Annotated in this window: 23 protein-coding genes; 15 read left to right on the top strand and 8 right to left on the bottom strand. The window is 70.2% G+C overall.

The window, feature by feature from the left end:
• Positions 1–29: 29 nt before the first annotated feature.
• The 3 genes from ACFTQE_RS15785 to ACFTQE_RS15775 form a co-directional block, all read right to left on the bottom strand.
• Complete coding sequence (locus ACFTQE_RS15785; protein ID WP_376925969.1) at positions 30–1,163, bottom strand: ABC transporter permease; 1,134 nt, start codon at positions 1,161–1,163, stop codon at positions 30–32.
• Positions 1,160–2,044: an ABC transporter ATP-binding protein gene (locus ACFTQE_RS15780; protein WP_375836010.1), complete on the bottom strand. Its 885-nt coding sequence runs from the start codon at positions 2,042–2,044 to the stop codon at positions 1,160–1,162. Before ACFTQE_RS15780 ends, ACFTQE_RS15785 begins: the two co-directional genes overlap by 4 nt.
• 169 nt (positions 2,045–2,213) lie before the next feature.
• On the bottom strand, positions 2,214–2,690 hold the full coding sequence (locus ACFTQE_RS15775) for an Lrp/AsnC family transcriptional regulator (RefSeq protein WP_376925968.1): 477 nt from the start codon (positions 2,688–2,690) through the stop codon (positions 2,214–2,216).
• Between the two features lie 430 nt (positions 2,691–3,120).
• On the opposite strand from ACFTQE_RS15775, the gene ACFTQE_RS15770 reads away from it, so the two are divergent.
• The 7 genes from ACFTQE_RS15770 (at position 3,121) to ACFTQE_RS15740 (ending at position 11,895) form a co-directional block, all read left to right on the top strand.
• Positions 3,121–4,941 (top strand): ABC transporter substrate-binding protein, encoded by a 1,821-nt coding sequence (locus ACFTQE_RS15770; protein WP_376925967.1) that lies wholly within the window; start codon positions 3,121–3,123, stop codon positions 4,939–4,941.
• Positions 4,942–5,031: 90 nt separating this feature from the next.
• Positions 5,032–6,075: an ABC transporter permease gene (locus tag ACFTQE_RS15765; protein WP_376925966.1), complete on the top strand. Its 1,044-nt coding sequence runs from the start codon at positions 5,032–5,034 to the stop codon at positions 6,073–6,075.
• On the top strand, positions 6,072–6,998 hold the full coding sequence (locus tag ACFTQE_RS15760) for an ABC transporter permease (protein WP_375836006.1): 927 nt from the start codon (positions 6,072–6,074) through the stop codon (positions 6,996–6,998). Before ACFTQE_RS15765 ends, ACFTQE_RS15760 begins: the two co-directional genes overlap by 4 nt.
• 2 nt (positions 6,999–7,000) lie before the next feature.
• A complete protein-coding gene (locus ACFTQE_RS15755; RefSeq protein WP_376925965.1) occupies positions 7,001–8,725 on the top strand; it encodes an ATP-binding cassette domain-containing protein in 1,725 nt (574 codons plus the stop codon).
• Positions 8,726–8,732: 7 nt separating this feature from the next.
• Positions 8,733–9,830, top strand: coding sequence for a C45 family autoproteolytic acyltransferase/hydolase (locus tag ACFTQE_RS15750; protein WP_376925964.1), 1,098 nt, complete (start codon positions 8,733–8,735; stop codon positions 9,828–9,830).
• 23 nt (positions 9,831–9,853) lie between these two features.
• Positions 9,854–10,654 carry a serine hydrolase gene (locus ACFTQE_RS15745; RefSeq protein ID WP_376925963.1) on the top strand — a complete coding sequence of 267 codons (801 nt, stop codon included), beginning with the start codon at positions 9,854–9,856 and terminating at the stop codon, positions 10,652–10,654.
• Between the two features lie 11 nt (positions 10,655–10,665).
• Positions 10,666–11,895 (top strand): peptidase C39 family protein, encoded by a 1,230-nt coding sequence (locus tag ACFTQE_RS15740; RefSeq protein ID WP_376925962.1) that lies wholly within the window; start codon positions 10,666–10,668, stop codon positions 11,893–11,895.
• A gap of 7 nt (positions 11,896–11,902) precedes the next feature.
• Here ACFTQE_RS15740 and ACFTQE_RS15735 read toward each other — a convergent pair whose 3' ends face one another.
• Complete coding sequence (locus ACFTQE_RS15735) at positions 11,903–13,039, bottom strand: M20/M25/M40 family metallo-hydrolase (RefSeq protein ID WP_376925961.1); 1,137 nt, start codon at positions 13,037–13,039, stop codon at positions 11,903–11,905.
• A gap of 127 nt (positions 13,040–13,166) precedes the next feature.
• Here ACFTQE_RS15735 and ACFTQE_RS15730 point away from each other — a divergent pair, with 127 nt between their 5' ends.
• From ACFTQE_RS15730 to ACFTQE_RS15705, 6 genes are all read left to right on the top strand, one after another.
• The gene (locus ACFTQE_RS15730) at positions 13,167–13,937 is read left to right on the top strand and encodes a hypothetical protein (protein WP_376925960.1); all 771 of its coding nucleotides are present in this window, start codon (positions 13,167–13,169) and stop codon (positions 13,935–13,937) included.
• Positions 13,934–14,647 carry a MurR/RpiR family transcriptional regulator gene (locus tag ACFTQE_RS15725; protein ID WP_376925959.1) on the top strand — a complete coding sequence of 238 codons (714 nt, stop codon included), beginning with the start codon at positions 13,934–13,936 and terminating at the stop codon, positions 14,645–14,647. Before ACFTQE_RS15730 ends, ACFTQE_RS15725 begins: the two co-directional genes overlap by 4 nt.
• Positions 14,644–16,668 carry an o-succinylbenzoate synthase gene (gene menC / locus ACFTQE_RS15720; RefSeq protein ID WP_376925958.1) on the top strand — a complete coding sequence of 675 codons (2,025 nt, stop codon included), beginning with the start codon at positions 14,644–14,646 and terminating at the stop codon, positions 16,666–16,668. The genes ACFTQE_RS15725 and menC overlap by 4 nt, the downstream gene beginning before the upstream one ends.
• A gap of 10 nt (positions 16,669–16,678) precedes the next feature.
• Entirely contained in the window at positions 16,679–17,746 is a 1,068-nt protein-coding gene (locus tag ACFTQE_RS15715; protein WP_376925957.1) for a dipeptidase, read from the top strand.
• Between the two features lie 16 nt (positions 17,747–17,762).
• Positions 17,763–18,497: a type 1 glutamine amidotransferase gene (locus tag ACFTQE_RS15710; RefSeq protein ID WP_376925956.1), complete on the top strand. Its 735-nt coding sequence runs from the start codon at positions 17,763–17,765 to the stop codon at positions 18,495–18,497.
• A gap of 197 nt (positions 18,498–18,694) precedes the next feature.
• Entirely contained in the window at positions 18,695–20,083 is a 1,389-nt protein-coding gene (locus ACFTQE_RS15705) for an MFS transporter (protein ID WP_376925970.1), read from the top strand.
• Positions 20,084–20,089: 6 nt separating this feature from the next.
• Here the strand turns inward: ACFTQE_RS15705 and ACFTQE_RS15700 are convergent, their stop codons facing one another.
• Genes ACFTQE_RS15700 through ACFTQE_RS15690 form a run of 3 tightly spaced genes read right to left on the bottom strand, consistent with a single transcriptional unit; the run spans position 20,090 to position 21,481 of the window.
• Positions 20,090–20,650 carry a dihydrofolate reductase family protein gene (locus tag ACFTQE_RS15700; protein ID WP_376925955.1) on the bottom strand — a complete coding sequence of 187 codons (561 nt, stop codon included), beginning with the start codon at positions 20,648–20,650 and terminating at the stop codon, positions 20,090–20,092.
• Entirely contained in the window at positions 20,650–21,147 is a 498-nt protein-coding gene (locus ACFTQE_RS15695; RefSeq protein WP_376925954.1) for an SRPBCC domain-containing protein, read from the bottom strand. Before ACFTQE_RS15695 ends, ACFTQE_RS15700 begins: the two co-directional genes overlap by 1 nt.
• Entirely contained in the window at positions 21,140–21,481 is a 342-nt protein-coding gene (locus ACFTQE_RS15690; RefSeq protein WP_376925953.1) for an ArsR/SmtB family transcription factor, read from the bottom strand. The genes ACFTQE_RS15695 and ACFTQE_RS15690 overlap by 8 nt, the downstream gene beginning before the upstream one ends.
• Before the next feature lie 74 nt (positions 21,482–21,555).
• On the opposite strand from ACFTQE_RS15690, the gene ACFTQE_RS15685 reads away from it, so the two are divergent.
• Together ACFTQE_RS15685 and panD are read left to right on the top strand one after the other, a co-directional pair.
• Positions 21,556–21,939 (top strand): cupin domain-containing protein, encoded by a 384-nt coding sequence (locus ACFTQE_RS15685; protein ID WP_376925952.1) that lies wholly within the window; start codon positions 21,556–21,558, stop codon positions 21,937–21,939.
• 52 nt (positions 21,940–21,991) lie between these two features.
• Positions 21,992–22,402 (top strand): aspartate 1-decarboxylase, encoded by a 411-nt coding sequence (panD, locus tag ACFTQE_RS15680; protein ID WP_376925951.1) that lies wholly within the window; start codon positions 21,992–21,994, stop codon positions 22,400–22,402.
• Between the two features lie 5 nt (positions 22,403–22,407).
• Here the strand turns inward: panD and ACFTQE_RS15675 are convergent.
• Positions 22,408–22,588 (bottom strand): response regulator transcription factor (locus ACFTQE_RS15675; RefSeq protein ID WP_376925950.1); only part of this gene is annotated, 181 nt, incomplete at its 5' end.

Raw genomic sequence — 22,588 nt, 5'->3', positions numbered from 1 at the left:
GCACGCCCGCGGCATCCGCTCGCTCGTGCTCAGCTCTTCAGCGCCTCGCCCCACGGCACGCGCGCGCCGGTCTTCAGCAGCGAGCTGCGGTAGATGCGCTCGCCGACCACGACCGCGAGCGCCGCGGTGGCGAGCAGGATCGCGAGCGAGACGAACGGCTCCCACCATTCGGCCGTGCCGAGGAAGATCCGTATCGGCATGCCGACGGGTGCCGAGAACGGCACGTAGCTCATGATCGCGAGCACCGTCGGGTTGTCGTTGAAGAAGATGACCAGGAAGTAGGGGATCATCACGAGCATCGTCACGGGCGTCGTGACCGTGCCGATGTCCTCGGCTCGCGAGACGAGCGCAGCGGTCGCGGCGAAGAGCGCGGCGAGCATGACGAACCCGATCGCGAAGAACACGATGAACCACACGATCGAGGCGCCGAGCCCGCCGAGCAGCACGCGTTGGCCGGTGAGCAGCAGCCCGAGCAGCGCGAGCACCGCGATCGCGAGGATCTGCCCGAACGCGAGCACGCTGTTGCCGATGACCTTGCCGGTGAGGAGCGCTCGCGCCGACACGGTCGACAGCAGGATCTCGACGACGCGCGTCTGCTTCTCCTCGACGACCGACTGCGCGATCGTCGTGCCGAAGGTGAGCGCCGACATGAAGAACACGATGCCGAAGCCGAACGCCACGAAGTAGGCGAGCATCGGGTCGACGGCGGCCGGGTCGAGCAGTTCGACCGTCGGATTCACCGAGAGCGCCGAGACGACCGAGTTCGGCGTCGACTCGAGGCCGATCACGACGATGCCGAGCGGTTCGGATGCCGCGGGGGCCACGATCGCCTCGACGTCGCCGTCGCGCAGCAGCTGCTCAGCCGCATCCTGATCGGCGACGGGCACCGCGTCGAGGGCGGGGTTGCCCGCGACGACCTCGGTCGCGCCGTTGACCACGGCCACCTTCGGGAGGTCGGTCTGCGAGCCGAAGATGCTGCCGAGCACGACCGAGGCGAGCACGACGAGCATGAGCACGCCGGTCGAGATGAGGAACGCCTTGCTGCGCATCTTCATCGAGATCTCGCGACCGGCGATCAGGGTCACGTTCTCGGTGAAGCTCGGGGTGCGGCGCTCGCCGTCGGGCCGGCCGCCGGAGCGGGATGCGTTCGTGTCGAGAGTCACTGCACGACCTCCGTGAAGATCTGGGCGAGCGTCGTGTGCTCGCGGGTGAAGCTGATGACGTCGCCCCGGGCGACGGCCTCGGCGAGGGCGGCCTGCCGCGCGGCATCCGACTCGGGTTCGAAGACGGCCCAGCCGCCGTCGAAGTCCGCGACCCGGATGCCCGGCTGCTGGCGCAGCCACCCGAGGTCGCCGGAGGTAAGGAGCTCCCAGCGGTCGGAGCCGTGCTCGGCGCGGAGGGCGTCGCGACTGCCCGCGGCTGCGATGCGGCCGCCCGCGATGATGACGAGGTCGTCGCAGAGCCGCTCGACGATGTCGAGCTGGTGCGAGGAGAAGAGCACGGGTGCGCCGGATGCCGCGGCATCCGCGAGCACTCCCTGCACCGTCTCGACGGCCATCGGGTCGAGGCCCGAGAACGGCTCGTCGAGCACGAGCACCTCGGGGCGGTGCACGAGCGCCGCCGCGATCTGCGCCCGCTGCTGGTTGCCGAGCGAGAGCGACTCGATCGTGTCGTTCGTGCGCTCGCCGAGGCCGAGTCGCTCGAGCAGTTCGAGGGCGTTGCGGTGCGCTGCGGCCGCGCTCCAGCCGTGCAGGCGGGCGAGGTAGACGGTCTGCTCGAGCACGCGCATCTTGGGGTAGAGCCCGCGTTCCTCCGGCATGTAGCCGAACCGGCGCCGGTCGGCGCTCGTGAGCGCCTCGCCGTCGAGGGTGACGGTGCCGCCGTCGGAGGCGAGCACGCCGAGGATGATCCGCATGGTGGTGGTCTTGCCGGCGCCGTTGCCGCCGACGAAGCCGGTGAGCCGGCCGTCGCCGACGGTGAAGCCCACCTGGTCGAGGGCGAGGCGCTCGCCGTAGCGCTTGGTGACGTCGTGGAGTTCGAGCATGCCCTCACGCTACGGATGCCGCGCGCTCGCGGCATCCGTCGTGCGACGGGTCTTCCGACGCGGCAGCCGGGTGCGACTCCGCTCTGCGGGGGATGCGGCGGGCCCGGCCATCAGGCGGGCCCGGCGTTCAGGCGGCCCCGCGCTCGGGTGGGCTCAGCGCTCGGGAGGCTCAGGCCGAGGCCGTGAACGGACGGCTCTCGAAGAGCGTGCGCAGCACGATCGTCGCGCGCACCTGCGCGGGGATGGCGGTGCGCAGGCGCACCAGCAGCTCGGCGAGGTCGGCGGTCGTCGCCACGCGGGCGACCGCGAGATGGCCGGCGTCTCCCGAGACCGCGTAGCAGGACTCGATCTCGGGGTAGGCGCCGAGCCGTGCTCCGAGGTCGCCGACCGTGGCCGGGTCGAGCACCGAGATCTCGAGGAACGCGGAGACCGGCAGCCCGACGGCCTGCGGGTCGATGACCGCGCGATAGCCGGTGATGACGCCGCGCTGCTCGAGTCGCTGCACGCGCGACTGCACCGCCGAGGTCGACAGGCCCGTGAGCGTGGCGAGCGTGGCGAGCGTCGTGCGCCCGTCGGCGGCGAGTGCGGAGACGATGCGCTGGTCGATGTCGTTGTCGAGACGTGGTGTCGCGGTCGGCTCGCTCATGCGCTCCACCATAGTGCGCGGAACCAACGCGGGCTTTGGCGAGGTTCGTCTCGCTCTTTGCATGGGATAGGGTTCAGATGTTCAGCCTGGAGCAATGGAGCCCGGCTCGACCGACCAGAGGATCGAGCGACACTCCCCGCCACGAGCGGCCGTTGTGCCCCGGGTTGATTGTGACGCCCTCCGAGTGGCAAATTTCCGATCAGAGCCCCATGTTCTCGGATTTTCACCGTATCCGTATCGGATCTTGTGGAATGTTGCCGTTCTGTAAATTCCGATACGAATCGCATCTTTGTTGTTGACACTTCATCAGGTCATCATGTTCCCTTGCTAGAGATCCGAGTTCTGCACACATGTCCGTCCCCATCAGCGAAGGAATATGAAACGTATGCGTGCTACTTCAGCCCCAAGAAACGGAAAGGCGCGACGCGGGTTGTCCACCGTCGCCGCGGTGTCCCTCGCGGCGTGTCTCGCCATCGGCCCGGCAGCGACCTCGTTCGCGGCCCCGGTCTTCGCCGACGCGAGCCCCGCGGCGTCGGCGAGCGCCGATGCCAAGACGTTGCGCATCGCGACCGCCGGCTTCGTCGACACCTTCAACCCGTTCATCTCGATCTACCTGACGCCGACGAACATCATCCGGTACGTCTACGAGAGCCTCGTGCAGAACGACGCCGAAGACGGCTCCCCGACCGAGGGCCTCGCAGAGAAGTGGGAGGCCAGCCCCGACGGCATGACCTGGACCTTCACCCTGCACGAGGGCATGAAATGGTCCGACGACGAGCCGATCACCTCGGCCGACGTCAAGTACACGTACGAGTCGATGATGAACGACCCGATGCTCGGCACCGCCAACGGCAACCTCGTGGCGAACTTCGACAGCGTCGAGACGCCCGACGACCTCACCGTCGTCATCAACCTCAAGACCCCGCAGGCGCCGAACCCCGGCACCGAGATCCCCGTGCTCCCCGAGCACATCTGGTCGGAGGTCGATGACCCCACGACCTTCGCCAACGACGCCGACGTCGTGGGCTCCGGACCGTACACGCTCGAGAGCTACTCGGCGAACCAGTCGATCACCCTCAAGGCGAACCCCAACTTCTGGCGCGGCGCTCCCAAGATCGACGGCATCCAGTACATCTACTACACGAACTCCGACGCCCAGATCCAGGCGCTGCGCGCCGGTGAGGTCGACCTCGTCACCGGGCTCACCGACACCCAGATGTCGGCGCTCGAAGGCGAAGAGGGCATCACGACCCACGCGGGCACCGGCCGTCGCTTCACGTCGATCAGCGTGAACGCCGGAGCGGAGACGCCCGAGGGCGTCCCCTACGGAACGGGCAGCCCGGTCCTCAAGGACCCGGCCGTGCGCGAGGCGATCCGTCTCGGCATCGACCAGGAGTCGCTCCTGAAGAACGTGCTGGGCGGCTACGGCGCTCCCGCCACGAGCTTCATCCCGATCGCGTTCGAGAAGTGGCACCTGCCCGACGACGACGAGGCGATCGTGTCGTTCGATCCCGACGCGGCGATGGCCGAGCTCGACGACGCCGGCTGGGTCGCCGGCGCCGACGGCATCCGCGAGAAGGATGGCAACCGACTCTCGGTCCGCCTGCTCGCCGACGCGGAGGACATCGTCGAGATGTCGACGGCCGAGTACCTCGTGCCCTGGATGGCGAACATCGGCGTCGAGCTGAAGCTCGAGACCACCGACAGCGACACGATCTCCGACCGCACGGCCGTGAGCGACTACGACCTGTACTTCTCCGGGTGGAGCGTCAACCCCGACCCCGACTACCAGCTCGGCATCAACCTGTGCTCCTCGCGTCCCGACGCCGAGGGCAACGGCGCGACGAGCCAGGACGGCTACTGCAACCCCGAGTTCGACGCCCTCTACGCCGAGCAGCACTCCGAGCTCGACGAGGCCAAGCGCGCCGAGCTCGTGCACGACATGCTCCGCATGCACTACGAGGACGTCGCCCAGATCACCCTCTGGTACGGCCAGTCGCTCGAGGCCTACCGCTCCGACCGCTTCACGGGCTTCACCACGCAGCCCGCCGACAACGGCATCATCGCGAACCAGGCCGGCTACTGGGGCTACTACACGGTGGAGCCCGTCTCCGACGAGGCTTCCGCTTCGACCGGTGACTCCGGCCCCGCCGTCGGTCTCTGGATCGGACTCGGCGTGCTCGTCGTCGCCGCCGGCGTCGTCGCGATCGTGATCGTGCGACGTCGCAAGACCGCGGGCGACCGCGAGTAGCGTTCGTCGCACTGCCCGGTCGGATGCCGCACCCCGCGGCATCCGACCGGGCGATCGACACGAGCGCAGGAAGAAGGAGGACGGAGCGCAATGACAGACACCATCACCCCCGTGAACGCGGAGGTGCACGACCAGAAGCTCGCAGAGGAATCGCCGACCCGTTCGTCGTTCCTGGGCTACTTCGGCACCAAGCTCGGCGGGGCGCTCATCAGCCTCGTGATGGTCGTGCTGCTCGGCTTCTTCGCCTTCCGGGTGCTGCCGGGCGACCCCGTGCGACGCATCGCGCAGGAACGCCCGATGAGCCCCGAGCAGATCGCGGAGCTCCGGCGGCAGTACGGCCTCGACAAGCCCGTCACCCAGCAGTTCCTCGACTACCTCGTCAACATCTTCACGGGCAACCTCGGCGAGAGCTACGTGTACCGCACCCCGGTGAGCGAGCTCATCGGGCAGTACCTCGGTCCGACGCTCCTCCTCACCGGCACCTCCGCGATCATCGCGATCGTGCTGGGGCTGTGGCTCGGCCAGCGAGCGGCCTGGCGCAACGGCTCGCTCTTCGACAAGATCGCCACCGGCACCTCGCTCACGCTGTGGTCGGTGCCGACCTTCTGGCTCGCGCTGATCCTGCTCATGATCTTCGGCGGCACCCTCCGCTGGTTCCCGACGGGCGGCATGGTCAGTCCCGGCGTCGAGCCCGGCACCTTCGCCTACGTCGTCGACGTCGCCCGCCACATGGTGCTCCCGGTGGTCACGATGGTCGCGGTGGTCTTCGCCCAGTACCTGATGGTCATGCGCGCGTCGCTCCTCGAGGAGAAGTCCTCCGACTACCTGACGACCGCCCGCGCGAAGGGCCTGCGCGACGACCTCGTGCGTCGCCGGCACGCGGTGCCGAACGCACTGCTGCCCACCGTCACCCTCGTCTTCATGCACATCGGCGGTCTCGTGGCCGGCGCCGTCACGGTCGAGACCGTCTTCTCCTGGCCCGGCCTCGGCAAGCTCACCTACGAGGCCATCAGCGGCCCCGACATGCCCCTGCTGCAGGGCACCTTCGTCGTCTTCTCGACGATCATCATCGTCATGAATCTCATCGCCGACCTCATCTATCGGCAGCTCGACCCGAGAGTGAGGCGCGCATGAGCACCACCGAACAGGCGCGACCCGTCGCGCAACTGACGACCCGTCAGGTCGCGAGCCGCCGTCGCCGTGCGTCCGCCGCGAAGCTGTGGCGCGAGTTCCGCGCGAGCGCCTCCGGCATGTCGGGGCTGATCTTCCTCGGCATCGTGATCCTCCTCGCGATCCTCGCCCCGGTCATCGCCGACCGCTCGATGCTCGACGTCACCCAGCTCACCGACCAGCCGCGCTTCGCGCCGCCGTCGTGGGAGCACCCGATGGGCACCGACCACCAGGGTCGCGAGCTGTGGGTGCGCATGATCTGGGGCGCTCGCACCTCCCTCCTCGTGGGCGTCGCCGCCACGGCGATGTCGATGGTCATCGGCACCCTCGTCGGCATGGCCGCCGGCCACTTCACCGGGGTCACCGGCGGCATCATCATGCGATTCGTCGACTTCTTCCTCGTGCTGCCCTCGCTCGTGCTCGCCATCGTGCTGTCGTCGGTGCTGAGCCGCGGCGTGCTCACGATCGTGATCGCGATCGGCGTGACCTCGTGGGCGGCCACCGCCAGGCTCGTGAGAGCCCAGACGCTCGCGGTCGAGGCCCGCCCGTACGTCGAGCGCTCGCAGGTGCTCGGCGCCGGGCACTGGCACATCATCGGCAAGCACCTCTTCCCGGCCGTGCTGCCGCTCGTGCTCGCCAACACCACCCTCACCGTCGGCTCGGCGATCATCGCCGAATCGACGCTCGCCTTCCTCGGCCTCGGCGACCCCACCCAGCAGTCGTGGGGCACGATCCTGAAGGACTCGATGGACGTCTCCGCCGCGACGAGCGGCTACTGGTGGTACGTCGTCATCCCCGGTCTCGCGATCGTGCTCGTGGTGCTCGCCTTCACTCTCGTCGGGCGCACCTTCGAAGCCATCGTGAACCCGACCCTGAGGAGCCGTTGAGCATGCCGGATCTCGTTTTCGACGACGTTTCCATCACGTACCGCACCGCGGCATCGCGGGGTCGCGGCGACATCGCCGCGGTTCGGAACGTCAGCCTCTCGCTGCCGGCCGGCGGCACGCTCGGCATCGCCGGCGAGTCGGGCTCCGGCAAGTCGACGCTCGCGATGAGCGCGCTGCGGCTGCTGCCCGACAACGCCGTGATCGACGGCCAGGTGCGCGTCGGCGACCGGAGCGTCGCCGAGCTGAGCTTCGGCGAGCTGCGAGCGCTCCGCTGGTCCGAGGTCGCGATCGTGTTCCAGGGGGCGATGCACTCGCTGAACCCCGTTCGCACGGTGGGTCAGCAGATCATCGAGGCGCTCGAGTTGCACGTGAAGGACGGCTGGCGCACCGCGGAGGCTCGCAAGGCGCGCCTCGCCGAGCTGATGGACCAGGTCGACCTGCCGATCGCGAAGGCGGCCTCGTACCCGCACGAGCTCTCGGGCGGCCAGAAGCAGCGCATCATGATCGCGATGGCGCTCGCGTGCGAGCCCGACATCATCGTCGCCGACGAACCGACCACCGCGCTCGACGTCATCGTGCAGGGCCAGATCCTCGAGGTCGTGAAGGACCTCGTGACCCGTCGGGGCATCTCGCTCCTCATGATCAGCCACGACCTCTCGGTGCTCGCCACGGCGTGCGAGCGGATCGCCGTGATGCGCAATGGCGAGCTCGTCGAGGTCGGCGAATCGCAGCAGATCTGCACCGAGCCGCGCGAGGCGTACACGAAGCAGCTCGCCGATGCCTTCCCGACGATCGGCGACCCGGCATCGCGGCTGAAGCCGGTCACCCGCCGGGGCGATCAGGTCGCGACGGGTTCGATCGACGCGATCGGCGCGGCGGATGCCTCGGCGCCCGTGCGCGAGCCCGCGAAGGGCACCCCCGGGGCGACCGACGAGGTGCTGCTCGAGGCGCGCAACCTCAGCGTGACGTTCCGCGCCCGCGGCAAGAACGTGCGCGCGGTGCGCGGGGTCGACCTGTCGTGCCGTCGCGGCGAGATCGTCGCGCTCGTCGGTCAGTCGGGCTCGGGCAAGACCACACTCGCCCGCACGCTGCTCGGCCTCGAGCGGCCCGACCAGGGCGGCCAGGTGCTCTTCCGCGGCACGCCGCTCGGCCGTTCGACGAAGCAGCTCCGCGAGTTCCGTCGCCAGGTGCAGCTCATCCTCCAGGACCCGTCGGCCGCCCTGAACCCGAAGCTCAGCGTCTACGAGTCGGTGGCCGAGGGACTGCGCATCCAGCGCTACCCCGGCGACGAGCGCGACCAGGTCGCCGCGAGCCTCGAGAACGCCGAGCTCACGCCGCCCGAGCATTTCTTCGAGGCCATCCCGCACGAGCTCTCGGGCGGTCAGCGCCAGCGCGTCGTGATCGCCGGCGCCCTCGCGATGAATCCGCAGATGCTCATCGCGGACGAGCCGGTCGCGTCGCTCGACGCCTCGGCGCGCGGCGAGATCCTCGCGCTGATGCTCCGCCTGCGCGACGAGCTCGGCCTCTCCGCGCTCGTCATCACGCACGACCTCGGGCTCGCCTGGAACATCGCCGACACGGTCGCCGTGATGTACCACGGCGAGATCGTCGAGCGGGGCTCGACCGAGACCGTCCTCCTCGACCCGCAGCACGAGTACACGAAGAAGCTGCTCGCGGCCGCTCCGAAGATCGTGGGGCGCGAGGGCGTGCTCGCGGCCGCCGAGTGAATCCGGCATGACCGTTCACGAGAATCCCGCGGTCTCCGGCCTGCCCTGGGTGGTCGTCACGGGCGACCGCGAGACGGTCTTCCGCGAGCTCGGCGAGCACTTCGCCGAGCGCATCCGCGACATCCGCGATCGCGCCGACGCGCAGTGGTCGGCGCTCATGACCCGCGTCGAGCGAGAGGTCGTGGCCGAACGCATGCGGCGCATCGAGGCGTCGACACGTCGGCTCTGCCCGGTCGAGTCGCGCGAGCTCGACCTGCTCGCCGAGGGAGCGGGGCTGCCCGCGTTCGACCTGTGGGTCTACAACCTGCGCGGCGACCTCGGCCGCGACGGCACCGGGTGCAGCGACGTGTCGCTCGCGACATCCGATGCCCTCGTCGTCGGCCACAACGAAGACGGCGCGGGCGGCTCGGTCGACGACGTCTGCCTGCTGACCCTCGTGATCGAGGGCGACCCGAGCATGACGGTCGTCTGGTACCCGGGCTTCCTGCCCGCGAACTCCTTCGTCGCGACGGAGGCGGGCACGGTCTGGGGGCTCGACCACCTGCCCGTCGTCGATCCCGACGCGAACGGTGCCGGCCGGCACTTCGTCGCGCGTCATGCGCAGCGGAGCCACTCGGGCCGCGAGGCGCTCGAACGCGCCGCGTCCGTGCCGTGCGCCGGCGGGTTCTCGTTCAACGTCGGCGACCGCGAGACCGGCCGGGTCGTCATGATCGAGAACGTCGCGGGCGTCATCGCGACGACGGATGCCTCGGCGGACGCGCCCTGCCTCTGGCACACGAACCACCTGCGGTTCGTCGGCGAGCCGGGGCCGGGCATGCAGCCGGCCGACGGCGACGAGTCGCTCGTCGAGAGCCGCACGCGCGGTGAGCGCCTGAGCGGGCACCTCGACGAACGGCAGGGCGCCGCGCTCGACGCGGAGTCGGTGTTCACGGCACTCCGGTCCGACGGGGTGCTGAACCGCTCGAGCGCCTTGTGGACCTTCGCGACGACGGTGGCCGACCTGGCGAACGATCGCATCATCGTGCAGGGTCGCGGCGAGCCGACGGTCATGGGACTCGGTGCCTTCGCGGCCGGACGGGTGCTCGAGACGAGGGCGCGGGTATGAGACAGGGCGGAACGGGGGAGCGCATGGAGTTCGCGACGGGATCGGGCATCACGTGGTCGGCCAAGGCGGTCGACCTCGACTCGGGCCACGTGCTCTTCGAGCAGGGCGAGCACCTCGCCCTCGACACGGCGAGCATCGGCAAGGTGTTCCTGCTGCACACGGTGCTCGAACTCGAGCAGCGCGGCGAGCTGCGCCTCGAGGAGCCGGTGACCCGTCGGCCGAGCGAGTGGATGGACAACTCGGGGCTCTGGTACCTGCTGCAGGCCGACACGCTCAGCATCTACGACCTGTGCGCCCTCATCGGTGCGGTGAGCGACAACGCGGCGACCAACACGATGTGCCGCCGGGTCGGCCTCGACGCCGTGCACGCGTCGACCGCGGCCCTCGGCTACACCGAGAGCTCGCTCGACGACATCGTGCGCTGGCCGATCCCCACGGGCTTCCCGCCGAACCTCTCCACGGGCAGCGCCCGCGAGCTCACCGACTTCGTCGCGCGGGTCGCGAGGAACGAGGTGCTGACCGAGGCCGGGTGCGACACGCTGCGCCGGTGGCTCGGCGCGGGCATGGATTGCTCGATGGTGGCGTCGGCCTGGGGCCTCGACCCGCTCGCCCACTACTTCTACGACCGCGACATCTGGATGTGGAACAAGACCGGGACGACGAGCCGCGTGCGCGGCGACATCGGCGTGGTCATGTCGCCGAAGCGCCGCGTGGCGTACTCGGTGCTCGCGAACTGGGAGCGCGGCACCGACCACCGCGACGAGGCGCTCGCGACGATGCGCGAGGCCGGCGACGTCATCCGCGACCACCTGCTGCACGGCTGAGGCGGGGGAGCATGACACGGCACGTGCAGTTCGGCGCTGTGCGCGGGGCGGCCGGGTTCGCCCCGGGAACGCACGAGGGCACCGTCGTCGACGACGCAGGAATGCTGCGGCCCGCGTGGGAGCCGGAGGTCGCGTCGGTATCGGCCGCGGCTGCGGCAACGGCTGCGGCAACGGCACCGGCTAAGTGGACCTCCGAGGCCGTCGAGGTGCCGTTCCCGGCGACCGAGGCGATCCTGTCATGGCACGCGACCACCCCGCCGGGCACCTGGATCGAGCTCGAGCTCAGCGCCCGGATCGCCGACGGGTCGTGGACCGCCTGGTTCGCGCTCGCCCGGTGGACGGAGCACGACGACGATGCAAGGGGCATCCGGCGCACGACCGTGTCGGGCCAGCGGGACGCCGATGCATCCGTGCTCGCCGACACCTTCGTCGCCGCCGAGGGTCGGGCCTTCACGGCGTACCGGCTGCGCGCGACCTTCGCCCGCGGGGCTGAGGCAGACGTCGACGCCGCCGCATCGCTCGCGATGGTGGGGGCGATGGTCTCGTCGATCGACGAGCACGAGCACGAGGACGAGCACCGGCGGGAGCGCGAGCACGACCGCCCCGACCGGTCCGGCGCGTACGGCGTCGCACTCGAAGTGCCGCGATTCTCGCAGCAGCAGCACCGCGGCACGCACGTCGAACTCGGCGGCGGCGGCGAGGCCTGGTGCTCGCCGACCTCGACCGCGATGGTGCTCGGCTTCTGGGGGCGACTGCCGTCGGAGGAGGCCCTGGTCGGCATCGACGCGCCGAACGGCGACTCCCAGGTCGTATGGGCGGCGGCCGGATGCTTCGACCACGACTACGGGGGCACGGGCAACTGGTCGTTCAACACGGCGTTCGCAGCCTGCAGCGGGCTCGAATCGTTCGTCACCCGGTTGCGCTCGCTCGACGAGGCCGAACGGTTCATCGCCGCGGGCATTCCCCTCATCGCCTCGGTCTCGTTCACGCGAGACGAGCTCCCCGAGGCCGGCTACGTCACCGAGGGCCACCTGCTCGTGATCGCGGGGTTCACGCCCGACGGCGACGTCGTCGTCAACGACCCGGCGGCGCCCGATGCCTCGGGGGTGCGCCGGAACTACCCGCGCGCGGCCTTCGAGCGGGCCTGGCTGCGGAGCGCCGGCGGCAGCGGCGGCGTGGTGTACGTGCTGCACCCCGCCGACGTACCACTGCCGGCCGTCGGAGAGGAATGCAACTGGTGAGCCGGGCTCAGCGTGCGAGCACCGCCGTGAGCAGCTCGATGCGTTCGCGCAGCGACGAGAGCGACAGGTGCTCGGTCACGGCGTGGGCGCCGCCGCCCCGCGGGCCGAAGCCGTCGATCGTCGGGACGCCGAGCGAGCCGACGAGGTTGGTGTCGCCGGCGCCGGCTGCGGGCCGGCCGCTCACCGACTGCCCGAGCGCGGATGCCGCGCGCCCGACCTCCTCGAGCAGCTCCGCATCGCCCGCGCCCGCCTGCCAGGCCGGCCTGCTCGTCAGGATGGTGGCGCGCACGACGGCGCCGGAACGGATGGGCTCGAGTCGGGCGAGCGCACCGAGCACGTGCCGCTCCGACTCGCCGTCGACGAAGCGGAGCCCGATCTCTGCGGAGGCCGCGTCGGGCACGACGTTCGCCCTCGCGCCGCCTGAGATGGTGCCGACGTTGCAGAGCACGGGCACGGTCGCGGATGCCTCGACGACGACCCCGCGCACCACGAGCAGCTGGTCGACGAGCTCGTCGATGGCCGAGACGCCGTTCTCGGGGTCGAGTGCCGCGTGCGCCGCCCTGCCCTCGACGTCGAGCCGGAGTCGCGTGCTGCCGGCTCGCCCCACCTTGAACGCGCCGTCGGGGTGCGGCGACTCGAAGCCGATGACGCCGGCGACGCCGTCGAGTGCGCTCCGCACGAGCTCCTGCGAGGTGGGGGAGCCCACCTCCTCGTCGCAGTTGATGAGGATCCGCACCGCGCGCCTCGGTCGATCCCGCAGGATCTCGAGGGCGGTGAGCATGGTGACGAGCCCGCTCTTCATGTCGAAGGCGCCCGGGCCGCGCACGACGTCGCCGTCGACCGACCACGGCACCTCGCCCGTCAGCGTTCCGTGGTCCCACACCGTGTCGGAGTGGCCGAGCAGCAGGAGCGGCGCCTCGTCGTCTGCGCCGGGGACGTCGATGACGAGGTGCGTTCCCGCTTCGGTGACGACGGTGCGGAGCTCGGTCGCGAGCGGCTCGAACCACTCCGCGAGCGCGAGCGCGATGCGCGCGCTCGCCACCGCGTCGAACGAGGGGGTCTCGATGCGGACGAGCTGCTCGAGACGCTCGGTCACCGTGTGCCATGCGGCATCCAGCGCTGCCCCGACTTCTCCTGGCGTCATTTCACTCCTCGTCGAAGATATGAAGCATATGGTAGCAATACAGTCGCATAAGGTTCGAAGAATTCCGGGCGTGAATCGCGGCGATTCCGCTGGACGTGACAATTATATGATTCGTATAATGGGCAGCGTGACCGATGCGCAGGCGCGAGACCGTGGAGTGGACGAGGGGCTCACCACCCATGAGCTCTCGAAGTACGAGGACTTCCAGCAGGCGAGTGCGCTGTACCGACGGGTCTTCGGCTACTCCTCGGAGGAGCTCGCCCTGAACAGCAACCTGCTGAGCGCGCTCGTGCGCAACGGCGGGTCGGCGGTCGGGGTGCGCAGCGCCGACGGGCAGCTCATCGGCTTCGCATACGGCTTCCTCGGTTCCGACGATTCCGGGGTCTTCCACTACTCCCAGGCGGCGGTCGTCGAACAGCACGCCCAAGGGCGCGGTGTGGGCCGGCTGCTCAAGCTGCGTCAGCGAGAGGTCGTGCTCGCCTCGGGAGTCTCGACGATGCGCTGGGCGTTCGACCCCGCCCTCGGGCGCAACGCCCACTTCAACCTCGACATCCTCGGGGCGCACAGCTCCGCCTTCGTGCGCGACTACTACGGGCGGCCGGGCACCGACCGCCTGCTCGTCGACTGGCCGCTGGCGGCCGGGGGCGACCAGTACGCCGCGGTGCGCGCCGAGCGTCCGCCCGCCTCGCTCGCGGGTGCTGAGCCGGGCGCGTCGATCGCGCACGGAGCCGGCCGCTGGGTGGTCATCCCGACCGGCGAGGCCGGCACGGCTCGGTTGCACGACACGATGCACGAACTGCACGGGCAGGGCTTCGTGCTCGTGAGCTGCCAGCGCATCGATGCGGCCGCCTCCGCCTACCTCGCCGTGCCGTCGGCGACCGGAGGGGGAGCCCGATGACGATGCAGGCGCGCAGCGACGAACAGCTCGAGCACGAACAGCTCGAGCACGAGCTCAACCGCACGTTGAGCTCGCCCGAGGCCAGGTTCGGGGTGCGCATGCGCAAGAACCTCTCGGCCGAGGGCCTCCAGGACCGCGTGATGGAGACCGAGGCCGCCTCGCTGGAGAGCACCTTCGCGCACCTCCGCGCGAGCGCGGCCGTGCCGCAGGCGGCCGCCATCATCCTCGGTGCGCGGCGCAAGTTCATCGCGGGAGCGGGCAAGTCGGCGGCCTACGCCGCGCTCCTGAACGCCGACCTCGCCGCGACGGTGCCGAACGTCTACCTGATCGACGGGCACGCGCTGAATCCGCTCGACGTGCTCAGCGACGTGCGCTCGACCGACGTGCTCATCCTCTTCTCGCTGCGCCGCTACCGCCGGGAGACCGTCACGCTCGGCCGCCTCTTCAGCGAGGCCGGCGGCCAGCTCGTCGTGTTCACCGACAGCGACGACGCGCCGCTCGCGCCGTTCGCGACCTCGTTGATCGTGCTGCAGACCGGATCCGCGTCGTACGCCGACTCGCCCACCTCGGTCGCCGCCGTCTGCCACCTGCTCAGCACGCTCACCACCGCGAGCGCCAAGGGCGCCCGTCGGCGGCTGGCCACGCGCGACGAGCTGAACCACGAGATGAACCTGTACTTCGACCACCGAAACGACGAGGACGCACCATGAGGGTCACCCGCATCGAACTCTTCCAGGTGAGCCTGCCGCTCGTGCACGGCTTCCAGACGAGTTCGCATCGCAAGACGGGGCTCGAGCACATCCTCGTGCGGTTCACCGACGACGCCGGCGCCATGGGATGGGGTGAGATCGCCTCACCGAGCGACCCCTACTTCACGGCGGAGAACACCGAGACGGCGTGGTCGATCGCGACCCGCTACCTCGTGCCGCGCGTGCTCGAAGCCGACTGGCAGCACCCGAGCGAGGTCGATGCACTCTGGTCGAAGATCCGGGGCCACGAGTTCACGAAGGCCGGTTTCGCCGGGGCCGCGTGGGATCTCTGGGCGACGTCGCGCGGCATCCCGCTCGCGGAGGCGCTCGGCGGCACCCGCACCGAGGTCGCGGCCGGGGTCTCGCTCGGCATCGAGCCGACCATCGACGAGCTGCTCGCCCAGGTCGGCGCGCAGCTCGACGCCGGCTATGGCCGGGTGAAGCTGAAGATCGCTCCCGGCTGGGACCTCGACCCGGTGCGCGAGGTGCGCCGCGCGTTCCCCGAGCTCCTGATGCACGTCGACGCCAACGGCGCGTACTCGAGCGACGACGACACCATCGCCCGACTGGCCGAGTTCGACGCCGAGTCGCTCAGCATGATCGAGCAGCCGTTCGCACCCGGCGACTTCGTCGGGCACGCCCGCCTGCAGGAACGCATCTCGACGCCCGTCTGCCTCGACGAGTCCGTCGTGCGCCTCGACGACCTGCAGACGATGATCGCGCTGGGCTCGGGTCGGGTGCTGAACATCAAGGTCTCCCGCATGGGCGGCCTGACCGTGGCGAAGGCCGCGCACGACCTCGCCGGCGCCGCGGGCATCCCGGTGTGGTGCGGCGGCATGCACGAGTTCGGCATCGGTCGCGCCGCGAACCTCGCGCTCTCCTCGCTCGAGCACTTCAGCTACCCCTCGGATGTCTCGGGCTCCGACAAGTACTACGCCCGCGACGTGATCACGCCGTCGGTCGTCGCCCGTGACGGCGTCGTCGCCGTGCCGACGGGCGTCGGCATCGGATTCGACGTCGACCTCGCCTGGATCGAGCAGAACCTCAAGCGCCGCTTCGACTCCGCCGAGCGCGACTCGCCGAACGAGACGCGAGCCGCGGCATCCGCAGCCGTGCTCGTCATGGTCGACGATGCGGCCGAGGGCGACCCCGAGACGCCGACCCCCTTCCACCTCGCCGACGTCGACGCGCCGCAGCTGAACGTGCGCGACCTGAGCGCGACGCGCGGCGACGGCATCTTCGAGACGCTCGGGGTGCACAACGGCCGCCCGCAGGCGATCGAGGACCACTTGCGGCGGTTCGCCCGCTCGGCGGCGCTGCTCGACCTGCCCGCGCCGAAGCTCGACGTGTGGCGCGACGCGATCCACGCCGCCATCGCGGCGCACGACAGCACAGCCGACGGCTTCGTCAAGTTCGTGATGACCCGCGGCATCGAGGGCACGGGCGTGCCCGTCGGCTGGGTGTGCATCGCCGATGCCGACGACTTCACCGTGCCGCGCTCGAGGGGCGTCTCGGTCGTCACGCTCGATCGCGGGTACCGGCACGACGTCGCGCGCACCTCGCCGTGGCTGCTGCAGGGTGCGAAGTCGCTGTCGTACGCGGTCAACAAGTCGGTGCTGCGAGAGGCGTCGCGTCGCGGCGCCGCCGACGTCATCTTCACGAGCATCGACGGGTTCGTGCTCGAGGGGCCGTCGTCGACGGTGCTGCTGCGGTTCGGCGATCGGTTCGTCTCCCCGCCGAGCGAAGACGGCATCCTCGCCGGCACCACGCTCGCGAGCGCGATCGAGCTGCTCTCCGAGCTCGGCCACGAGACGCACCGCGAGCCCGTGCGCGTCGAGCAGCTCGCGCTCGCCGACGACATCTGGCTGCTCTCGAGCACGCGTTCCGCGGTGGCGGTCGCAGAGCTCGACGGCGTGCAGCGGGTCTTCGACGCCGAGCTGACGGCCCGGCTGCAGACCCACCTGATCAACCGAGAGCACTGAGGACGGCGTCATGCAGCACGAGCGTTTCGAGATTCCCGTCTTCGACGGCCACAACGACCTGCCGTGGACGGCGCGCACCGAGCGCGGCTACTCGGTCGAGGGGCTCGACGGCTCCGAGCCGACGCCGTTGCACACCGACATCCCGAAGCTGCGCGAGGGCGGGGTCGCCGGCCAGTTCTGGTCGGTCTGGGTCGATTCGAAGATCGAGGGGGCGGCCGCCGTGCGGTCGACGCTCGAGCAGATCGACTTCGTGCACCGCATGGCGGCGCGCTACCCCGAGACCTTCGAGCTCGCGACGACCGCCGAAACGGCGAGGCGGGCGATCGAGGCGGGGCGGATCGCCTCGATGATCGGCGTCGAGGGCGGCGGCCAGATCGACAACTCGCTCGCGGTGCTGCGCGAGTACGCCCGGCTCGGTGCGCGGTACATGACGCTCACCTGGACCTCGACGAGCGACTGGGCCGACTCCGCGACCGATGAGGCGCGGCACGGCGGGCTCACCGAGTTCGGCCGCGAGGTCGTGGCCGAGATGAACCGCATCGGCATGCTCGTCGACCTCGCCCACGTCTCGGTGGCCACGGCCGATGCGGCGCTCGACACGTCGACCCGGCCGACCCTTGTCAGCCACTCGAGCGCCGCGGCCCTGAACCCGCATCCGCGGAACATGCCCGACCGGATCATCCGCCGGGTCGCCGACGGCGGCGGCGTGTACATGGTCACCTTCGTGCCCTCGTTCCTCACGGTCGAGCGTCGGGAGTGGGTGAACGCCGGCGAGACCGGGCCGAAGCCGCCCGTCACCGTCGCCGACGCCGCCGATCACGTCGAACACGTGCGCAACGTCGCCGGCATCGACGGCGTGGGCCTCGGCGGTGACTACGACGGCACCGACGACATGCCCGAGGGGCTCGACGACGTCTCGGGCTATCCCGTGCTGTTCGCCGAGCTGGCCCGCCGCGGCTGGACGGAGTCCGAGCTGCGCAAGCTCGGGACCGAGAACGTGCTGCGCGTGATCGCGGCATCCGATGACGACTACCTGGGCTTCACGGGTGCCGGCGCGAGCCGACCCGTCGGGGCATGAGAGAGCGAGAGCGCAGATGGTGACAGTGAATGACGGCCCGAAGGTGCTCGTGGTCGTGAACTCCCGCCCGAGCAGCCTGCGGCGCATGCAGCCGTGGCTCGAGGAGGCGGGGCTCGACCTCGTCGTGGCCGTCGGCGAGGAGGGGCTGCCCGACGACCTGACCTCCTTCGACGGCCTGATCATGCTCGGCGGCGGGCTCATGCCCGACGACGACGAGCGCGCCCCGTGGCTCGCCAGGGAGCGCGAGCTCGCGGCCGAGGCCATCTCGGCCGACATCCCCACGCTCGGAGTGTGCCTCGGTGCGCAGATCATCGCGCACGTCGCCGGCGGTGAGGTGCGGGCCTCGTACGGCACGCCGGAGCGCGGGGCCACCCCCGTCTTCGTCACGGAACAGGGCGTCGACGACGCCGTGCTCTCGTCGCTCTCGCCGGTCGCGCACGTGATCGAGAACCACCAGGACATGATCACGCGCCTGCCCGATGCGGCCGTGCTGCTCGCTTCGAGCGAGGCATGCATCAACCAGGCCTTCCGGCTCGGCCGTCACGTGCGCGGGGTGCAGTTCCACCCGGAGGCGGGGGCGCGCGACCTCGAGAAGTGGGACGATGCCGCGCTCGCGGCCGCCGGAATCGACAAGCAGCAGCTCGTCGATGCCGCACTCGTCCACGAGGAGGAATCCGCGGCACGCTGCGCCCGGCTCGCGACGGCGTTCGCCGCCGAGGTCGTCGCCTCGCGCGTCGCGCGCGTCGGCTGAGAGGGGTTCCGGATGTCGCGGGGGCTGGTTATCCTCGCAGGGTGACCGACGTGCCCGGCGGATCCGGACCGGGCGAGGCGCTGCAGGCTGCGCCCGCCTCGGGATCGCCTGCGTCGGCATCGCCTGAGCCGGGGTCGCCTGCGCCGGGCTCTGCTGCGTCGGGGTCGTCCGCGCCCGTCGTGCCGCCGCCCGGTGGCATGCGCACCTTCGTGCAGGTGCTCGCGAACACGATGATCGCGAACGTCACGACGAGCTTCCTCTGGTTCGCGCTCACCTTCTGGGTGTACCTCGAGACCCGGTCGGTGCTCGCGACGGGCATCATCGGCGGCGCCTACATGCTGCTCATCGCGCTGTTCTCGATCTTCTTCGGCACGATCGTCGACCGGCACCGCAAGCAGCGGGTCATGGTGTTCTCGAGCCTCGTGACCCTCGGCTCGTTCACGGTGGCCGGTGTGCTCTACCTCCTGCAGCCCGAGTCCGCCCTGCTCGATCTCGGCGGCCCGTGGTTCTGGCTGTTCTCCGGCATCATCCTCTTCGGTGCCGTCGTCGAGAACATGCGCAACATCGCACTGTCGACGACCGTGACCCTGCTCGTGCCCGAGGAGCGGCACGCGAACGCCAACGGCATGGTCGGCACCGTGCAGGGGCTCGCCTTCCTCGTCACGAGCGTCTTCAGCGGACTCTCGATCGGCCTGCTCGGCATGGGGTGGACGCTCGCGCTCGCCATCGCAGCGACCCTGGTCGCGCTCGTGCACCTGTTCTTCGTGCGCATCCCCGAGGCGCACCCGGTCGTCGACCGGGACCACTCGCCCGCGATCGACCTCCGCGGCAGCATCGCCGCGATCCGGGGAGCGCCGGGCCTATTCGCCCTCATCGTGTTCTCGACGTTCAACAACCTCATCGGCGGCGTCTACATGGCGCTCATGGATCCGTACGGACTCACCCTGTTCCCGGTCGAGGCGTGGGGCATCGTGCTCGGCATCTCCTCGTCGGGCTTCATCATCGGGGGCATCGTGATCGCCAAGTGGGGCCTCGGCCGCAACCCGATCCGCACGATGCTCCTCGTCGTCGTCGGCATGGGACTGCTCGGGGCGCTGTTCACGATCCGCGAGTGGTGGGTGCTCTACGGGATCGGCATCTGGATCTACATGACCCTCATCCCCGCGGTGGAGGCGGCGGAGCAGACCGTCGTCCAGAAGGTCGTGCCGTTCCGGCGGCAGGGCCGCGTGTTCGGTTTCGCGCAGGCGTTCGAGGCGGCGGCCGCCCCGATCACCGCCTTCCTCATCGCCCCGATCGCCCAGTTCTGGATCATCCCCTACATGGAGTCCGCCGAAGGGCAGGCGACCTGGGGCTGGCTGCTCGGCGACGGCGACGCCCGGGGCATCGCCCTCGTGTTCCTGTTCAGCGGGCTCGCCTTGGTCGTGCTCGCCCTTCTCGCCTTCCGCACGCGCTCCTATCGGCTGCTGACGGCGGAGTACCTGGACGTTGCGCCGGGCGAGGCGTCGACGACGCCGGATGCGACGACGACGCCGGATGACGGGGCATCCGTCTCCGGCGCCGACGAGGTGCCGGCGGAGCGCAGCTAGCGCGGGTCAGCGAAGGACGTAGGTCGTGCCGATGTGCCCGCTCGGGTGCGCGACCGTGTGGTCGAGGGACAGCGGTCGATCGCCCAGGTCGGCCGGCGTGAAGGGGCGGCCCGCACCGATCAGCACAGGAACGATGCGCAGGCGCAGCACGTCGACGAGTCCCGCTCGGAAGAGCGCGTCGGTGAGGGTGAAGCTGCCCCACACGACGATCGAGTCCGCGCGCCGCTTCAGCGCTGCGACCGAGTCGGCGGCGTCTCCGCCGAGGATCTCGATCTCGCCGTCGCCCCACGGCGCTCGCTCGAGCGAGTTCGATACGACGAACTTCGGGAGGCGGTTGATCGGTTCGGCGACGGGCTCGGCCGCCGGGTCGGCGTTCGGCCAGTAGTCCGCGAACATCCGGTAGGTGTTGGCGCCGAGGAGGATCGCGTCGACCTGGTCGAGGAAGGCGATCTGGTCGGGGTCCGCCGGATCGACGGAGCCGGCCGCGAGGAAGAAGTCCAGGCCGCCCGACTCGTCGGCCGCGTAGCCGTCGGCGCTCACGATCTGCTCGACGGTGAGCCGGCCCATCAGCGCTGCCCTCCGTCGGCGAGCGGGCCATCGAGCGGGCGGTCGAGCGGAGCCACGAGTCGCTCGTCGAGCACGTCGAAGGCGCTCGCCCAGCCGTCGTAGACGTTCTCGTCGCCGGGCACGCCTGCGATGCCGACGAGGTGGAACGTCATCTCGGTGCGCTCGCCGACCTCCACGAGCGTCACCGTGATGAGCGGAGCATCGTCGTCGCCGGGCATGCCCCACGTGAAGACGAGCCGCTCGGGCTCGACGACCTCGTGGTAGACGCCCGCCGTCGGATACTCCGAGCCGTCGGGGGCGATCATCGTGTAGCGGTAGCTCCCGCCGGGGCGCACGTCGAGCTCCACCGTCTCGCGTGGTGTCACGACGCCGGCCGGGTGCCACCACGCGGAGGCCTCGTCGGGGTTGGTCCACGCGCGCCAGATGACGGCTCGGGGTGCGTCGAAGACGCGGGTGATGGTGAACTGCTTCGTTGCGGAGGCGGTCTGCTCAGGCATCCGTCGGTCCCTTCCTCGTGCGGAGGTGCTCGTCGAGCTGGTCGAAGCGGGCGGTCCACTCGCCGCGATGGCGCTCGACCCAGGCGGAGGCTTCGTCGAGCGGCTCGGTGCGGAGGGTGCAGGTGCGCCACTGAGCCGACGCGGTTCGCTCGATGAGCCCGGCGCGCTCGAGCACCTTGAGGTGCTGGGAGATCGCCGGCCGGCTCATCGCGAAGGGCTCTGCCAGTTCGCCGACGGTCGTCGGGCCGCCGCGGAGTCGCGAGAGGATCTCGCGTCGCGTCGGATCGGCGAGCGCCTGGAACACGAGGCTGAGCTCGTCGGGCCCCTGCTGCATGTAAGCAACTCCTTAATTAATGATTCGCTTACATTACGTCGACGGCGCGCCCGCGTCAAGAGGAGAATGACGCGATGACCGACGATGTGCTCAATCAGCGCGATGTGCGCAACCTGCAGGCCGCCCTCGATTCCTTCTCCGAGCACTGGCAACCGCACCGCCTCGCGAGCGTGAACGACTACGACGTGAAGGTCTTCAAGGCGCAGGGCGAGTTCACCTGGCACGCGCATCCCGACACCGACGAGTTCTTCATGGTCGTCTCGGGCCGGCTCGTCATCCAGTTGCGCGACGGCGACGTCGAGCTCGGCGCCGGCGACATCTACGTCGTGCCCAGGGGCGTCGAGCACTGCCCCCGCGCCGACGGCGAGGTCTCGGCGATGCTCATCGAACCGCGTGGCACCGTGAACACCGGCGACACCCCGAGCGAGCGCACGGCGCGGCTGCGCGAGCTCGGCTGAGCGTCGTCGTCCGGGTCGTCGGCATCGTGTCTGCGTCCCTAGGCTGGAGCTCGTGTTCCGCACCATGTTGAAGTCGAAGATCCACCGCGCCACCGTCACGCACGCCGACCTGCACTACGTGGGCTCGGTCACCGTCGACCGCGAGCTCATGGATGCCGCCGACCTGCTGCCCGGCGAGCAGGTCTCGATCGTCGACGTGACGAACGGCGCCCGACTCGAGACCTACGTCATCGAGGGCGAGCGAGGCTCGGGCGTGCTCGGCATCAACGGTGCGGCGGCACACCTCATCCACGAGGGCGACCTCGTCATCGTGATCTCCTACGCGCAGATGGAGGACGCCGCCGCCCGCACCTTCCGGCCGAGCATCGTGCACGTCGACGCGGCGAACGCCGCAGTCGCGCTCGGCCACGACGCGGGCGATCCCGGTACCAGCGGGGCGTTGCGCTCGCCGCAGTCGGTCTGACGGGGTCAGCGCTGCGCTCGCACGACCCCGTGCTCATAGGCGTAGACGACGGCATGCACGCGGTCGCGCAGGGCGAGCTTCATGAGCACCTTCGACACGTGCGTCTTCACCGTCGCCTCGCCGACCCAGAGTCGTTCGGCGATCTCGGCGTTCGAGAGGCCGAGCGCGAGGTGCTCGAGCACCTCG

This window comes from Agromyces sp. NPDC056965 (assembly GCF_042673425.1).
In the GTDB taxonomy this organism is placed as follows: Bacteria; Actinomycetota; Actinomycetes; order Actinomycetales; family Microbacteriaceae; genus Agromyces.
The sequence above is the reverse complement of the archived record's forward strand: the minus strand, read 5'-3'. Positions and strand labels throughout refer to the sequence as shown.

Coding starts and splice junctions, on each gene's coding strand:
- ACFTQE_RS15780 (WP_375836010.1), bottom strand. CDS start 2,044: ATGCTCGAACTCCACGACGTCACCAAGCGCTACGGCGAGCGCCTCGCC.
- ACFTQE_RS15775 (WP_376925968.1), bottom strand. CDS start 2,690: ATGAGCGAGCCGACCGCGACACCACGTCTCGACAACGACATCGACCAG.
- ACFTQE_RS15765 (WP_376925966.1), top strand. CDS start 5,032: ATGACAGACACCATCACCCCCGTGAACGCGGAGGTGCACGACCAGAAG.
- ACFTQE_RS15760 (WP_375836006.1), top strand. CDS start 6,072: ATGAGCACCACCGAACAGGCGCGACCCGTCGCGCAACTGACGACCCGT.
- ACFTQE_RS15755 (WP_376925965.1), top strand. CDS start 7,001: ATGCCGGATCTCGTTTTCGACGACGTTTCCATCACGTACCGCACCGCG.
- ACFTQE_RS15750 (WP_376925964.1), top strand. CDS start 8,733: ATGACCGTTCACGAGAATCCCGCGGTCTCCGGCCTGCCCTGGGTGGTC.
- ACFTQE_RS15745 (WP_376925963.1), top strand. CDS start 9,854: ATGGAGTTCGCGACGGGATCGGGCATCACGTGGTCGGCCAAGGCGGTC.
- ACFTQE_RS15740 (WP_376925962.1), top strand. CDS start 10,666: ATGACACGGCACGTGCAGTTCGGCGCTGTGCGCGGGGCGGCCGGGTTC.
- ACFTQE_RS15735 (WP_376925961.1), bottom strand. CDS start 13,039: ATGACGCCAGGAGAAGTCGGGGCAGCGCTGGATGCCGCATGGCACACG.
- ACFTQE_RS15725 (WP_376925959.1), top strand. CDS start 13,934: ATGACGATGCAGGCGCGCAGCGACGAACAGCTCGAGCACGAACAGCTC.
- menC (WP_376925958.1), top strand. CDS start 14,644: ATGAGGGTCACCCGCATCGAACTCTTCCAGGTGAGCCTGCCGCTCGTG.
- ACFTQE_RS15715 (WP_376925957.1), top strand. CDS start 16,679: ATGCAGCACGAGCGTTTCGAGATTCCCGTCTTCGACGGCCACAACGAC.
- ACFTQE_RS15710 (WP_376925956.1), top strand. CDS start 17,763: ATGGTGACAGTGAATGACGGCCCGAAGGTGCTCGTGGTCGTGAACTCC.
- ACFTQE_RS15705 (WP_376925970.1), top strand. CDS start 18,695: ATGCGCACCTTCGTGCAGGTGCTCGCGAACACGATGATCGCGAACGTC.
- ACFTQE_RS15700 (WP_376925955.1), bottom strand. CDS start 20,650: ATGGGCCGGCTCACCGTCGAGCAGATCGTGAGCGCCGACGGCTACGCG.
- ACFTQE_RS15695 (WP_376925954.1), bottom strand. CDS start 21,147: ATGCCTGAGCAGACCGCCTCCGCAACGAAGCAGTTCACCATCACCCGC.
- ACFTQE_RS15690 (WP_376925953.1), bottom strand. CDS start 21,481: ATGCAGCAGGGGCCCGACGAGCTCAGCCTCGTGTTCCAGGCGCTCGCC.
- ACFTQE_RS15685 (WP_376925952.1), top strand. CDS start 21,556: ATGACCGACGATGTGCTCAATCAGCGCGATGTGCGCAACCTGCAGGCC.